The 14950-nt window shown below is 43.8% G+C and carries 11 protein-coding genes; 9 read left to right on the top strand and 2 right to left on the bottom strand.

What is annotated here, in order from left to right:
- Nucleotides 1–5 precede the first annotated feature (5 nt).
- The 7 genes from B3H30_RS24465 (at nt 6) to B3H30_RS24435 (ending at nt 11204) form a co-directional block, all read left to right on the top strand.
- Nucleotides 6–3548, top strand: coding sequence for a TonB-dependent receptor (locus B3H30_RS24465; protein ID WP_139144995.1), 3543 nt, complete (start codon nt 6–8; stop codon nt 3546–3548).
- A 20-nt stretch (nt 3549–3568) separates the two neighbouring features.
- On the top strand, nt 3569–5350 hold the full coding sequence (locus B3H30_RS24460; RefSeq protein ID WP_070566359.1) for a RagB/SusD family nutrient uptake outer membrane protein: 1782 nt from the start codon (nt 3569–3571) through the stop codon (nt 5348–5350).
- A gap of 1 nt (nt 5351) precedes the next feature.
- Nucleotides 5352–6278 (top strand): sugar phosphate isomerase/epimerase family protein, encoded by a 927-nt coding sequence (locus B3H30_RS24455; RefSeq protein ID WP_070566357.1) that lies wholly within the window; start codon nt 5352–5354, stop codon nt 6276–6278.
- A gap of 25 nt (nt 6279–6303) precedes the next feature.
- Nucleotides 6304–8001, top strand: coding sequence for a right-handed parallel beta-helix repeat-containing protein (locus B3H30_RS24450; protein WP_070566355.1), 1698 nt, complete (start codon nt 6304–6306; stop codon nt 7999–8001).
- 1 nt (nt 8002) lies between these two features.
- Nucleotides 8003–9013, top strand: a complete 1011-nt coding sequence (locus B3H30_RS24445) for a YdcF family protein (RefSeq protein ID WP_286834984.1) — start codon at nt 8003–8005, stop codon at nt 9011–9013.
- Nucleotides 9014–9155: 142 nt separating this feature from the next.
- A complete protein-coding gene (locus B3H30_RS24440) occupies nt 9156–10028 on the top strand; it encodes a phosphodiester glycosidase family protein (protein ID WP_070566350.1) in 873 nt (290 codons plus the stop codon).
- 96 nt (nt 10029–10124) lie between these two features.
- Nucleotides 10125–11204: an SGNH/GDSL hydrolase family protein gene (locus B3H30_RS24435; protein ID WP_070566347.1), complete on the top strand. Its 1080-nt coding sequence runs from the start codon at nt 10125–10127 to the stop codon at nt 11202–11204.
- Between the two features lie 232 nt (nt 11205–11436).
- On the opposite strand, the gene B3H30_RS24430 is transcribed toward B3H30_RS24435, so the two are convergent.
- The gene (locus B3H30_RS24430; protein ID WP_286834982.1) at nt 11437–12195 is read right to left on the bottom strand and encodes a type 1 glutamine amidotransferase domain-containing protein; all 759 of its coding nucleotides are present in this window, start codon (nt 12193–12195) and stop codon (nt 11437–11439) included.
- A gap of 218 nt (nt 12196–12413) precedes the next feature.
- Here B3H30_RS24430 and B3H30_RS24425 point away from each other — a divergent pair, with 218 nt between their 5' ends.
- Complete coding sequence (locus tag B3H30_RS24425; RefSeq protein WP_286709360.1) at nt 12414–12860, top strand: nuclear transport factor 2 family protein; 447 nt, start codon at nt 12414–12416, stop codon at nt 12858–12860.
- Nucleotides 12861–13881: 1021 nt separating this feature from the next.
- On the opposite strand, the gene B3H30_RS24420 is transcribed toward B3H30_RS24425, so the two are convergent.
- Nucleotides 13882–14340 carry a hypothetical protein gene (locus B3H30_RS24420; RefSeq protein ID WP_070566342.1) on the bottom strand — a complete coding sequence of 153 codons (459 nt, stop codon included), beginning with the start codon at nt 14338–14340 and terminating at the stop codon, nt 13882–13884.
- Nucleotides 14341–14699: 359 nt separating this feature from the next.
- Between B3H30_RS24420 and B3H30_RS24415 the strand changes: the two genes are divergently transcribed.
- Nucleotides 14700–14950: hypothetical protein (locus B3H30_RS24415; RefSeq protein ID WP_286834980.1), on the top strand; the 251-nt coding region annotated here is incomplete at its 3' end.

Below are 14950 nucleotides of genomic sequence, written 5' to 3'. Positions count from 1 at the left end.
TTTCTATGAAATTGTCATTAGCAATTCCTCTCTTATTCGCAGCCAATTTGCAGCTGCATGCATTTTCTTTTGGCCAGACCGTCAATCTGAAGCGGAATAATGTGAAAGTGAGTGCTGTCTTGAAAGAACTGCAGAAGCAAAGCGGATACAATATTTTTTACAACGAATCGCTGATCGCAAAAGACGACCGTATCAGCGTGAGCTACCACAATATTTCTTTTGAAGAAGCCTTGAAAGATCTATTGGCCCAGTTGCAGTTATCTTATGTCAAAGCGGATAAAAATATTGTCTTGAATAAACAAGTGGATCAGCCCGTTCGCCAGGTATCGGTTACGGAGGCTCCGCAGCTGTACCCGGTCAAAGGATTTGTCAAAGACGATCAGGGCCGACCGTTGGACAATGTTACTATCAGTGAAAAAGGCAAAAAGGAGAAAACACTCAGTCGGGAGGATGGCAGCTTTCAGATCCAGGTCAGCAGCCCGGATGCCATACTTGTATTTACGATGGTTGGCTATCAGCCGCTGGAAATAGCGCTGGCAAAGCAGTCGACATTGCATGTGACCATGAAGCCGGCTATCAATGCAATGGAAGAAGTTGTCGTCGTGGGCTACGGTGTACAGAAAAGAGCCAATCTGACGGGAGCTGTGTCGCAGGTCAATGCGGATGATATCGCGCTGCGTCCAAGTGCAAATATTGCAGGTACACTCCAGGGACTTATGCCGGGCTTGAATATACAGCTCAACAGCGGTGATCCATCCAAAACACCCGATATCAATGTGCGGGGATTCAATTCCATCAATGAGGGCGGCCCGCTGGTATTGATCGACGGGATCGAAGGGAATATCACACGGGTTAATCCCAACGATATTGAAAGTGTTTCTGTCCTGAAAGATGCTGCTTCGGCGGCCATTTATGGAGCCCGTGGTGCTTTTGGAGTCATCTTGGTCACCACCAAAAAAGGAAAGGCAGGAACAGTTAAGGTCGATTATGTCAATAATTTTGCCTGGACTACACCCGCCTCCCGTACCGACTATATCTCCGATCCCTATGTCTATGGTAAAACAGTAGATGCCGCACTGTATGGTTATAACGGCAGTTCCTATACACGTTACAATGCAATGGACTGGGACGCAATTAAAATGGTGGCTGCAGGTGAGATTGCGCCCTTTCATGAGAAACAGACAGACGGAACCTATAAATTTTTCTATAAGACCAACTGGTGGGATTACCTATTTAAAAAATATCAGCCCTCCAACTTCCATAATATCGCCATTTCAGGTGGCAGTGAAAAGTTGAAAGCCTATCTCTCTGGACGTGTATTCAAACGGGAAACGATCAACAATATCAATGACGATGCGAATATGGATCGCCAGAATATAAAATCCAATTTGGTATTCACGCCCAACAGCTGGTTGGAAATTTCAAACAATACGCAGTTCATCAACGAAAAGGATAAAGAATATGGGGGGTACAGTAATGGTCTGGGGGGACTTTGGAGCACGACGACCTGGTATAATCTAATGCCTTTTTACCCCAATTTTGTCGATGGTATTCCAACGGATATCGGTGTGGGTACTGGCGGTCAGGGAGCCAATGCAGGGCTGGAATCCGGAAAAAGCTGGGAGGTACGCAATAGTGAAGAGTTTACCAATACCTTCCGTGTCCTGCTCAAGCCAATGAAAGGCCTACAGGTAAATTTTGATTATAGCAACCGTATCGAAAACTTTTCACGGAGCACACGCCTCAACCCCTTTAGTTACTATTCGGGCAACAAGCTCAATTATACGACAGCAGGGCTCAACCGTCTGACAGAATACCGCTGGAAAGACAAATATAACGCGATGAACCTGTTTGCGACCTACGAAAAAAGTGTGGCGCAAAAACATCAGTTCAAATTATTGGTAGGCTACAATCAGGAATCCTTTGACCGGGACCGTATCGCCGGGGCCATGGACGACCTGCTGATCGAAGATCTATCCAACCTGGCGCTGGGGACTTCCATGTATAGCCTGAGTGGAACAGCTGAAAATTGGGCTATTCAGGGTGTATTTGGCCGTTTTAATTATGCCTACGATAATAAATACCTGCTGGAAATAAATTCACGGTATGATGGTTCGTCACGCTTTCCAAGCGGGAGCCGATGGGGATTTTTTCCCTCCGTCTCATTAGGCTGGCAGCTAGATCGTGAGCACTTCTGGGAATCGATCAAAGGCAGTATACCTACCTTAAAACTCAGAGCTTCTTATGGCAAGCTCGGCAACCAGACTGTAGGTGTCAATACCTTTAAAGAATTGATGACGGTGCAGCAGTTGGCTTGGCTAAATGGAGGCTCCCGTCTTATCGGGGCGAGTACACCGGCACCGTTGCCGAATGTCGTCACCTGGGAACGGACCAAAAGCATTGACTTTGGCGTTGATCTTGGGCTGATCCAGAACAAGCTAAATATCAACTTTGACTGGTATCAGAAGGATGTTGAAGGCATGTATCTTCCGGGGCAGCCACTTCCAGCGGTATTTGGAGCTAATGAACCGCGTGAAAACTATGCTGCTTTGCGCAATAAAGGTTTTGAAGTGGGGGTAAGCTACCAGGATAAATTTGACCTTGCCGGCTCACCCTTTCGTTTCAACATCGCCGCAAATACCACTAATTTTAAAGGGATCATTACGAAATATAATAATCCACAAGGCTTGTTGAGCTCCTATTACGAAGGACAGGTGCTAGGGCAGATCTGGGGATACCATATCGACGGACAGTTTCAGTCCGATGCGGAGGCATTGAGCTACCAGAATAGTTTCCAGGATCCACAATTGTCCCTCTCCAAAGTATATAATGATATTCTGAGTGTGTCGCAAAATAGTGAATGGAATATGTTGCGCGGCGGCGATGTGAAATACGTGGATCTCAATGGTGATGGACGCATCGACAAAGGCGATAATACGCTTGCCAACCACGGTGATATTAAACCCATTGGTAATGCCATGCCGAAATTTCCATTTGGAATCAATATGAGTGCTTCCTGGAATAATTTTGATCTCTCGGCAGCCTTTGCTGGTGTTGCCAAACAGGATTGGTACCCGACAGGAGATTTATACTGGGGTTCCTACCAGCGCCCATATCTTTCCTTTGTACGCAAAGACTTGGTAGATAATGCATGGACGCCGGACAATAAAGGGAACAGGTATCCACAGATCTATCGGGGATACTCGTCGCTGCAGAGTGGAAGGTCGCTGTACGAATTGAACGACTATTACCTGACCAATGTTGGGTTCCTACGGATGAAAAATTTTACGTTGGGATACACCTTACCGCAGAAATGGACAAGGCGCTATAAAGTTGAAAAATTACGGTTTTACTTCAGCGGCGAGAATCTGTTGACCTGGAACTTTGGCCATCTGACGAAGTATATAGATCCCGAACAAGCAGGTGCAATGATCAATTATAATTCGCCTGCAAGTGCCAATGATCCTGCGGATTCCTCGGAGCGGGGACTGCTACGGGACTATCCCATGGGTAAAACTTATTCTTTTGGTTTAATGCTTACGCTTTAATACTTGACAACGCAATGATAATGAAACTTACAACAAACACCTATAAACTACTTGGTCTGTTGATCTTGCTATCGCTGGCAGCTTGTCAGAAAGATTATTTGGACCGTCCCTCGGAGGACCAGGTGGAAGCGCCTTATTTTTTCAATACAGCAAAGGATCTGGAGGTGGCCACCAATGATTTTTACACCTTTTTACCCAATGAATCCTGGTATACAAACGATGGTAATTCGGATAATATGATACCCCTTACGGTTGCCGACCGGATCAAGGGCAATCGAACTGTCCCCGTGGGAAGCGGTTCGGGCGGTTGGTCCTGGAGCCAGTTGCGCAAGATCAATTATTTTCTGGCCAACTACCATAAAGTGCCCGACGCTGTAGCACAAAAGAAATACGGCGGCATAGCCCGTTTTTTTAGAGCGAATTTTTATTACGATAAGGTGAAAACTTTCGGTGACGTGCCCTGGTACGGAAAGGTGCTGAGTGCCAAAGATGAAGACCTTTTCAAGGCTAGGGACACCCGGCAGCTGGTGATGGATTCCATTATGGCCGATCTGGACTATGCGATCGAAAATATACCAGCTGAAAAACAGCTTAACTTGATCACTAAATACACGGCGCTGCTGCTGAAAGCAAGGGTGGCACTCTTTGAAGGAACATTTAGAAAATACCATCAGATCGCAGGACATGAAAAGTTACTGAATGAGGCTGTTAGTGCATCGACCGAATTGATGAATAGTGGGGCCTATACCTTGTACAGCCAGGGCGGAGCAGATCAAGCCTATCGAAATCTGTTCGCCCGAAATAATCAGGATCAGGTGGAGACTATTCTCTCCATTGATTTTGAACTAGGCATGCGTGTGCATGGCCTTGGCTATTCCTTCACCTCAGCAACTTCGGGGGCCTATGGTATCGCCAAAGATATGATCAATAGCTATCTGATGAAGGATGGAAGCCGTTTTACGGATAGATCAGGTTACAAGACCATGGAATTCTATCAGGAAATGCAGAATAGAGATCCAAGGCTTACACAGACAACAGCGGGACCTGACTTCCGTGCTAATGGAGAAACAGCAAATGAGCCTGTCAACTTGACGATCACCACGACAGGCTATCGCCTGATCAAGGCCTTGCCTGACAAATTGCAATGGGGCGTATCGGCCTCCTATTTCGATGTCATCTTATTCCGGTATGCAGAAGCACTGCTGATCAATGCCGAAGCAAAAGCCGAACTGGGGACGATCAGCCAAAGCGACCTTGACCTGACCGTCAATAAGCTGCGTAGCCGCGCGGGGATGCCGATGCTATCTCTAGCGGAAGCGAATGCCAACCCTGACCCTTATCTGCTGGCCATGTATCCGAACGTCGATGGTGGAGCATTCAGGGGAGTACTATTGGAAATACGGCGCGAAAGACGGATTGAATTGTTCAACGAAGGGCAGCGCTGGGATGATTTAATGCGATGGAAAGCCGGATCCAAACTGAATCAGCCTATTGTCGGGGTTTATTTTCCCGGTATCGGAGCTTATGATTTTACAGGAGATGGCAAGGCGGATGTGTATGTCCATACAGGTAATACATCGGGTGCACCGGGTACGGTGACCACCTTGATCAATATCAATCAGCGGACACTTTGGGACCCAGTTTCGAATACACAGAATGCCAATAAGGGGTCACTTGATCCATTTTATCAACGGGGTAAGTTTGATGAAAAACGTGATTACTATGCACCGATCCCAATCGAAGATATCAAGTTAAACCCAAATTTGAAACAAAATCCTGAATGGGAGAAATTATACAGATAACATGAAACAACTTATTTTTATTTCGATCCTCTGTTATCTTTTGATCCCTGGATATACGTACTGTCAAAAACAGGATCGGCCTGATTATGCCGTTGGCTACTCTCTTGATATCCGGAAGATAGCATTTGAAAAGCTAAAAGCAGACAAAGAAGCTGGTATGGATTATATAGAGATTGCAGGTCTCGGAAGCTTCGTCAATGCAGACCTCAGTTTAAAAATCCCGCAGGCTGAATGGTTGCTTAAATGCGATTCGTTGGCCATTGTACTGAAAAAAGCTGCGGTGAAGGTATGGTCTATCCATATGCCCTTTTCCGCCAAAATAGATATCTCTACGCTGGACGAACAGCAGCGGCAGCAGGTGATGCGAATGCATTTGCAGCTACTGGAAGGTCTTTACCGTCTTCATCCGCAGGTGATTCTGTTTCACCCATCCTATTATCTCGAACCCAACAGACGCGAGGCCCGCAAGGAGCAGCTGGTACGTTCTGTCAAGGAGTTGTACACGGCGGTATCGGGGGCAGGGCTTCAACTCGTCATCGAAAATATGCTCGGGCCTTCGCTGACGGTAGGGGAGCGGGAACGACCCCTACTGCGGACCGTAGAAGAATGTCAGGAACTTTTTGCCCGCTTTCCTGATCAGGTTGGCATTGCAGTGGATATGAACCATATTGCACATCCCGAGCGGCTGCTTTTGGCTTTTGGACCGCGCGTCAAGACGCTTCATGTCGCGGATGGGGATGGAACAAAGGAAAGTCACTACCTGCCTTGTAATGGTAAAGGGCAGAATGACTGGAATACCATATTGGCCGCACTGGAAAAAATTAAATATAAAGGTGTATTCATGTTTGAGTGTCATTATGAAACCACAGCCCAGCTGATTGAATGTTACCGTCAGCTGCAGCAGATTTATAGCAACACAAAACAATAAGTAGGTTCAAAAAACATTGATTATAATGAAAAAATCGTTATATATTTTTATGGTTCTTTTGTCTGCCTTAGGCATACAGAGCTGTAAAAAAGATAAAATCGAAAGTGAGCAGCGGCTCCTGGTCGATCGGGATTATATGGAGGTCGGCAGTAGGGCCGATACCTATCAGTTGGACATCTTAGCGAATGCAACGATTACCGTCAGTAGCGACAAAGACTGGATCAAACTGGATAGTACGGTGTATCCCAAAGGGAAAAATAAGATCCGGTTTTCTGTTTCGAAAAATTCGGAGGATGAACGTTCGGCGACTTTGCTGCTCAGGCTGAACGATAATGTATCGCAGGAGATCTTGATTTTGCAGGAATCCGGAAAAGTGCCCGTTTTTTATGTGACTCCCGCAGGTAAGGGAGATGGCAGTTCGTGGAGTAGTGCTACAGATCTCGATCAGGCACTCGAAAAAGCAACGACAGGCAGTACCCTATTCTTGGCCGAGGGAACCTATATTCCAACTAGAACCATTCGCAATGGTGATGTGAATGAGGAATCCGATAAAACCATAGAGATCGCAAAAAATGTCAGCCTAATAGGCGGATACGCGGCCAATGTCAAACCTGGAGATCAGCCCAATCCGGCCTTGTATAAAACCATCTTTCAGGGGAAGCTTTCCAGTGGAAAATCGGTGTTTCACACAGTCACAGTGACGGCAACCCCGGATCCTGAAAATCAGGTTATGCTGGAAAATATCAGCATCAAAGGGGGAAATGCCACCGACCGCAGTGCCAGTACAACGATCGATAACGTAAAATTCAGCCGTGGCCAAGGTGGCGGTATGTTAATTGGTATGGCCAGGGTTCTGCTCAAAAATGTGGAGGTGATTGATAATAAAGCGACCGCAGATAAGGGAACTGCAGGTTTTGCTGCCGGCATCTATGCGTTTTCAGGTGCCCAGCTCAGGTTGGAAAATTGTCGCATCAACAATAATAGCAACAGCGGAAATAACGGTGGCGGACTATGGATCGCCGATGGGTCACTGATTGCCTACGATAGCCAGTTTAATCACAATAGTGCCAAAGGCACCGCAGGGGGCTTACACGCTTATCCAAATGCAGCTATTACACTCTATAATTGTGAGGTGGTTGGCAATTCAAATACATCCTATGGAGCAGGGGTTTATCTGCGTGAAAAATCAAAAGGGGTATTTGTTAATTGCCTGCTGGCTGAAAATTCAAGTACATCAGCCAACGGCGGTGGCGGACTGATGCTGTATGATAACTGTCAGGCAGACGTAATCAGTACAACCATTACCAAGAATGCCGTTGTTGGTCCCGGCGGAGGTGTCTATCGCCGCAGCAATGTCAACAACTTGACTTTGATCAATTCAATCGTTTCGGGCAATATTCAGGCGGGCAGTTCAAGCGATGTTGATGCTTATTCTGATAACATTGCTGTTGTTCCATTAATCCAGCACACTGTTGCTACGAAGGCGGTGTATGGCGCTGATGGAAGCATTGTTCCAAAGCTAAGCTTTGAACCTGCGACCATGCTGAATCCGGATTACCTGCCCATCGGTGCCGAAAATCCGTCCATGAGTTATGGTTTAAGCTCATCCGGATTGCTGGAGCTTGCCAAGAAATATAAGCCGGCATTGGACGATAGTCGCATGCAACAAGATATCAATAATAACCCGCGCTCTTCTACTTGGATGGGTGCAAAAGTGAAATAAGATGAAACAATTAAGCTGTTTATTTATCCTTACCCTTCTTCTATTAGGCAACAGCCGAGCTGCTGAGCACAAGAATATCCTGCTATTATTGGGTTCAGCCGATCCTGAGGTATTGGCCCAGCGGGTAGATGTTGCTGCCCAGCTCTACCATATCCGGCCGATGGATGCTATTGTGGTGTCTGGAGGTTGTGGTGCGCACGGTTCCAAGATTTGTGAAGCTTCGTCCATGGCGCTGCAATTGGTCAGCAAGGGGGTACCTGCGGCATTGATCTTCAAGGAGGAAAACTCCAAGACGACGGTGCAGAATTATATTTTCAGCAGACGCCTCAAAAATAACGCTGGAGAGCGAATCATCCAGCCTGGAGATACGGTGTATGTTGTTTCCAACCACTGGCATGCGATCGCTGTTGCTGCACGCCTGGAAAAATACGATGGGGTGACAGCGAAATTTTTTATTGAAGGTGCTATTCAGCCCAAAAAGGAAGACCGTCTTGATTATGGCGGAATATTTAACGCTTACGATGACAATCATCTTTTTACGTTAAAAGGCACCTGGCTGACACCGGAAGCGGTATGGACAAAAAAAGACAGCACCTATTATCTCACACAGGATATGGTCTACACAACGGATGTAGCTAACACAAGCTATAGTGTCAGTCCAGTGGAGAAGCTGTTTCCTTTTCTGAAAGGGAGTTCAGAGTTTAATCCACCGATATATATTGACGACGTGGTCGTATGGTACATCCTCTTTGATGGCTATTGCCGTAAAGTTTCAAAAAAAGATTTTAAGGTGCTGGATGAACAACCGATTCAGAAATGGCTGACGCTGCCAGACACATTGAACTGGAGCCAAATCAATACAGGGTATATCCAGGGAAAATCATTGGTATTGATCGGAAAGGACAAGGTGCTATTGGCTGAGCGAAAAGGAAAGGCCTTTCAGTATGAGCGGGAAACTGTGCCGCAACACTATTTTGCCACTGGCCCTATAGCTGGGGGACGGGCAACGTAAGTGCGGCAAGATTACTGCCATCAGAAAACAAGGTCGTCTTTTACCGCAATATGGAATCGGCCGTATACACTATTAACCAGAAAACAATTGAAAAAGTGGTTCCATTAAAATTAAAGTGGATCGGCGAAATAAAGTAAAACAGATGAAAAGAAATTTTATATATAGCTTATTGCTGCTTTTTCTTGTTATTTCATGCAAGAAAAATGAGGGCGGAACGCAGCTGCCCTATGACTACAGTATTCCCCAGGAAGAAAACTTGGCGGAGATTATCAATACGGCAGCTTGGAATACAAAAACGGTTGCTGACGGTGTGCTGTGGAAATATTACCAATTTCCACGGATATTTGAATCCAAACAATATGTCAATGTATTTGAGATCGATCTGAAGAAAGGCATGCAGCTGGAAATTCCCTATGTGAAGACCGGATTTCTAAAAACAAGTGCTGCCGCGACGGCTAAGGGCGCTTTGGTGGCATTTAACGGCAGTTACTTTAATACCAGTACAGGCGGATCAACCGTATTTTTCAAATACGATGGCCAGGTAATCAATCAGACTGTGAATGGATTTAATAGCTACCGTGAAAATGGTGCATTTACCTTTACGGGGCAAAGCTATCAGATTGTGCCGAAACCCGCAGGAGGCTGGGGGACGCTGAGCGCCACCGCTGCACTGGCTGGCGGCCCGTTATTGATGCAGAATGGTCAGGTGCTGGAGCAGTTGAATGTAGATTTCAATACCAGCAGACATCCCCGTACAGCAGTGGGGCTTACCAAGGACAATAAACTTATTGTAGCTGTTATTGATGGCCGCTCATCACAATCACAGGGACTGACGATACCCCAGCTGGGCGAGTTAATGGCTGCCTTGGGCTGCACTTCCGCGTTAAACTATGATGGTGGCGGTTCCTCCACAGCTTGGGTGAAGGGCGAAGGCGTGGTTAACTATCCTTCAGATAATGGAAAGTTTGACCATGAAGGTGAACGCGCTGTAGCTACGGTATTTACAGTGAAATAAATTCGATACCTTTATAAGTAGATGGCCATCTTATGGATAATATGAGATGGCCACTATTCAATTAGAATCATTTCTATTGCTATTAATTGAAACATCATGAGAAAAAAGACAAGTATCCTATTTTTCCTCCTTCTTGTTTGTGGCTCAGTATCTTTATACGCCCAGCAGGTTATTTCGTCGGCCAAATTTGAGCTGCAGGGAAGAGCTTTTGAAAACGCACCAAAATTTCATCGGATAGATACAGCAAAGTACAGGCAACTTCCTGCTGCGGTAAAGAAATTATATACCCATGCTGCAGGAATGTTTATTACGTTTAAGAGCAATACGAGCAAATTATCTTTACGATGGAAGACGGCGGATGCGGCGCTAGGCAATAATTCCACGCCGATTATGTCACGGGGTTTTGATGTATATGTAAAAGAGCCCAGTGGGTGGCGCTTTGCAGGGGTAGCTCGTCCCGATCTGAACATGGCGGAAAGTAAAGCTACGCTTGTTGAAGATATGGCGAAAACAGAAAAAGAATTTCTTGTTTACTTTCCCTTGTATAAAGAGCTATTGGATTTTGACCTGATTATTGATGACAAAGCCACCTTTGTTGGTACCAGACAGTCTTTTAACAAAAAGGTCGTGATTTATGGTTCCAGCATTGTCCATGGAGCTTCCGCAAGCCGCCCGGGATTAGCTTATCCAGCGCAATTAGGGCGGCGGTTGAACGCCAATGTGATCAACATGGGCGTGAGTGGCAATGCCCGGATGGAGCCTGCCGTGGCTGATATGCTATGTGATATTGATTCTATGGGTCTACTCATCATGGATTGTGTGCCAAATAGTAGTCCCGAAGAAGTCAAAGAACGAACGTTTAATTTTGTGAAACGGATTCGTAAATCCCATCCTCAGGTACCCATATTGCTGATAGAGAGTATTACCCGTCAGGTCGGCAATTATAATTTAAAATGGAGCGCGCAATTGACCGAGCAGAATAAGAATTTTAAGCTACAGTATGAAAGACTGCTACAGGCAGGTTACAAAAATTTGTATTACATACCTACAGACCATTTGATAGGTGATGATTCGGAAGGAACAGTGGATGGCACCCACCCTACAGATGTGGGATTTGAAAGGATGCTTAAAATAATCGGGCGTAAAGTAGAGGCGATTCTAGAAAATAGTCCGTAAATCTTCACCAGCTTTCCACTACTACTCCGGGAGTGATCGCTGACTTTCAGAAATACGCAGACATCTAATCGTGTCAGTTTGCAGAAGCAGGGACGTATTTGTAAACCCCTTAGAAGCCAAAAAAAGGGCCTGATTCTCATCAGACCCTTTCTGTTAGCGTTTAATTGTACAGTAAATATTGGACAGACCCTATGGTTTTCAAAAGGCAATGTTTTTATTTTTGGGGTGTACCTTATTCAGCTAATGCTTTGACGATGGCTATGCCTACAGCTTTGGCTGATTGCGGGTTTTGCCCAGTGATCAATCTGCCGTCAATAGTGACATGGGACTGCCAAGGTTCGGATTTTTCATAAATCCCACCTATTGCTTTTAGTTTATCTTCTAGTAAAAAGGGAACAACATTGCTGAGCTTGACAAGCTCTTCTTCTTCGTTGCTAAAGCCATTAACTTTTTTCCCTTTTATCAAATATTCGCCGGTGCTCAGTTTGATGTTGGTTAAGCCTGCAGGTCCATGACATACAGCTGCAATGACCCCATTTGCCTCATATATCTTGGTGGCAATCTTTGCGATTGATGGGTCGAAAGGCAGATCCCACATCGCACCATGTCCTCCGGCGTAAAAGATGGCTTTGTAATCTTCCGGTTTTACCTGAGAAGGTTTGAGTGAATGGGTGATTTTATTGTGGTAGTATTTATCCTCCCAGAATTTTTTGTTAACAGGATCAGTCAGGTCAAATCCATCCACAGGTGGATTCCCTCCCTGTGGACTAAGGAAATCAATCTCATATCCAGCCGCTGTTAAAACCTCCCAGGGATGTGAGACTTCCCCGAGATAATAACCTGTTTTCTCGCCTGTATTACCTTTTGTATCGTGACTAGTTACTACAAATAGAATTTTTGGTTTTCGGTTTGTTGCATAGCAATGCGTTACTATTAAGATTAATAAAGCCGAAAATATTCCTATTTGCCTAAAGAGTTGTTTTGCTTTCATATTGCTTTGATTTTCTTCCTGTTGGAACAAATTTCTTGATTTTGTATGGTAATTTACCGTGACCTACATCACAAAATTAAAATTCACCTCCCCATTCCTGCCATTCACCGAGTTTTTCTGAGCGTTGGTCTAAAGATCATAGGCTTGGGGCCTATTGTGTTGTAGTTTTGAGTCAACAAATAAGAACAGATAAACTAACAATATAAAATAAAGACATTATGAACTCATTAGTAAAAACATTCGCAGCGGCAGCCTTAATCACAGTATCAACTTTCGCTATGGCAGCTGAAGGACCGGGAACAAAATCGGCAAAAGCAAACGTTAACCTTTCCACAGCGGACTTGGCTTTAGATCACTACGTTGCGGTAACGACAGAGGGAGAATCAGCAGGAGTAGAGCAGTTGTTTGCAGCTGATTTCAATCAAAAGATTCAAGCTACCAATGCGCAGTCTAACAGCCGTAGCGAAGTGATTAAATCCTTGAAAAAACAAAAAGGCGAAAAGCTGAACTGTACAGTAAGCACTGATATCATCGAGGAATCTGCAGACTACATGGTTGCTAAAGTAACCTTAAAATTTGAAAACTTCACCAAGACTGATCTAGTTACCTTGGAGCGTGTAGGCAATGACTGGAAAGTTTCCAAATCAATCAATTCGTATAAGTAGAAGCCATCTCAAATAAATATATATGTTGTAGAGCCATATCGGAAGATGTGGCTTTTTTGTTTTGGCGTATAGACAACATCCATGGTAGAGATATGTCTTTTTTTTGCCTTTTATCAAATTTTTGATCTTAAAAGAAGGGTAGCTTTGGGATATTAAATAAATCAATTATGAAAAAGCATAGTTTCTTAATGGAAAGACTAGTAAGATATAAAGCGTTTATTAATATCATTACAATATTGCTTTTGTTGCTTTTACCTCTACCGGGTGAAAAGTTTACGCTCCTTTTTTTTATGGTGTTATTTCTTGCTCTATTTCAATTTTTTACTTGCCTGAATTATGTTGATTTCATCAATATGTGGGACTTAGTTGTTCAAGCTCTACTGGCGGTTATTTATATTATAATCTGTACAACAGTTTTACTGCATTCGTTATATATCATAAAAAGAAGACTGGGAACTACATTAGATAGGATATTTTCGATAGTTATAGGGATAGCAGGTCTTTATAGCCTACATGCTGTCCTACAATACCCGGATATGTTTTCTTTTGCTTGGCTTGCATTATTTTTCATTTTCAATATAATGAGATGGATGCTTATAACAAAGGCTGATTATTAGCGGATGATATGCTTATTGGAGCAAATAAAGGATCCCGAAAACTAGGGGGCAGTACTTTTTCAGTTTAGTTTAGAAGCCAGATCCTGAAATCTGGCTTTTTACGTCAAAAGGGTCTGATTCTCATCAGACCCTTTCTCTTAGCGTTTACTTGTACAGCAATTTTTATGTTTCCTATCGTTTCCTCTTTTTTGTTTCGTCATCCAATGTTTTTTAAGACAATTGGATTTTCACTGTACGACGCCAATTTTATGTTGAACCTTTCCTTCGAAAGATAGCTTGGAGCCGCTTTGTATTATAAGAACAATTGCCATTTCCAAATAGTTTTATCGGAGTAAATTTTTTTGATAACTTGTATTGGCTTATTTATACTGTATGAAGATCTTGCCTTCCTTTTTCATTTCAATTTATTTCTCCCATTCGTTTCTGTCTGGATACATCTTGAGATCTTTGAATTCGTCAAAATCATTAAATAATTTAATACCTTTTAACAAACGAGTTCCATCTCGATCGGATTGCTTGAATGCTATTAATGCAAAGCGTTGATCGATCTTTTTACTTTGTATTTCAAATAAAACCTGAGATGAATTAACATTTATGCAAAAGGCTGAAACTGTGGCTCCTTTTAAAATAGTGTTCGTAGAATGGCTCCGTAAATAATCGACTATAGATCCTGATGAATCGATTTCTTTATACAGCATATCTTCGAAAGCTAATTTTTTCTCAATTGATATTGCTTCCCAAGGATATTCTACAAAGGCTGTTGTAGGATTTTCGATAATAAAATCCTCAATTATTTTAGTGTCAACTCCCGCTAGGTGGATTCTTTTAGGTTCTTCTGGCAATTCCTCACTATCTTCTATCATTATACCTCCTGTGGGAAATAAAAACAGTCCATTTTCGAGTTGAATATTTAATCTTAAGGCCAGCCATTCTTTTAAATTCTGACCATTTGTATTTAGAAATTCCTGGGCGTGCTGCTGAATCTGTGCGAAATATGTTTGACTGGGGTTAACTTGTGGAAGCTTTTGCTATTAAAGATAGCTGTTATAGTCTGATTATCGAAAATTCAATGCTTTATTCTAAACCCTTTCCTCTCCCCATTACCGCCATTCACCGAGTTTTCCTGATCGTTGGTCTAAAGGCCATAGGCTAGGGGTCTATTGTGTTGTAGTTTTGAGTCAACAAATAAGAACTAAAAACTAACACTATAAATAAAGACATTATGAACACGCTAGTAAAAACATTCGCAGCAGCAGCTCTAATCGCAGTATCAACTTTCGCTATGGCAGCTGAAGGACCTGGAGCAAAAGCAACAAAAGCAAACGTTAACCTTTCTACAGCAGACTTGGCACTTGATCACTATGTTGCGGTCACTACGGAGGGAGAATCAGCAGGAGTAGAGCAGTTGTTTGCAGCTGATTTCAATCAAAAGATTCAAGCTACCAATGCGCAGTCTAACAGCCGTAGCGAAGT

Source organism: Sphingobacterium sp. UBA7038 (assembly GCF_002494055.1).
Lineage (GTDB): Bacteria > Bacteroidota > Bacteroidia > Sphingobacteriales > Sphingobacteriaceae > Sphingobacterium > Sphingobacterium multivorum.
The sequence above is the reverse complement of the archived record's forward strand: the minus strand, read 5'-3'. Positions and strand labels throughout refer to the sequence as shown.

Bases quoted from the DNA above. Each gene is read 5' to 3' on its own strand.
- B3H30_RS24465 (WP_139144995.1), top strand. From the start codon at position 6: ATGAAATTGTCATTAGCAATTCCTCTCTTATTCGCAGCCAATTTGCAG.
- B3H30_RS24460 (WP_070566359.1), top strand. From the start codon at position 3,569: ATGAAACTTACAACAAACACCTATAAACTACTTGGTCTGTTGATCTTG.
- B3H30_RS24455 (WP_070566357.1), top strand. From the start codon at position 5,352: ATGAAACAACTTATTTTTATTTCGATCCTCTGTTATCTTTTGATCCCT.
- B3H30_RS24450 (WP_070566355.1), top strand. From the start codon at position 6,304: ATGAAAAAATCGTTATATATTTTTATGGTTCTTTTGTCTGCCTTAGGC.
- B3H30_RS24445 (WP_286834984.1), top strand. From the start codon at position 8,003: ATGAAACAATTAAGCTGTTTATTTATCCTTACCCTTCTTCTATTAGGC.
- B3H30_RS24440 (WP_070566350.1), top strand. From the start codon at position 9,156: ATGAAAAGAAATTTTATATATAGCTTATTGCTGCTTTTTCTTGTTATT.
- B3H30_RS24435 (WP_070566347.1), top strand. From the start codon at position 10,125: ATGAGAAAAAAGACAAGTATCCTATTTTTCCTCCTTCTTGTTTGTGGC.
- B3H30_RS24430 (WP_286834982.1), bottom strand. From the start codon at position 12,195: ATGAAAGCAAAACAACTCTTTAGGCAAATAGGAATATTTTCGGCTTTA.
- B3H30_RS24425 (WP_286709360.1), top strand. From the start codon at position 12,414: ATGAACTCATTAGTAAAAACATTCGCAGCGGCAGCCTTAATCACAGTA.
- B3H30_RS24420 (WP_070566342.1), bottom strand. From the start codon at position 14,340: ATGATAGAAGATAGTGAGGAATTGCCAGAAGAACCTAAAAGAATCCAC.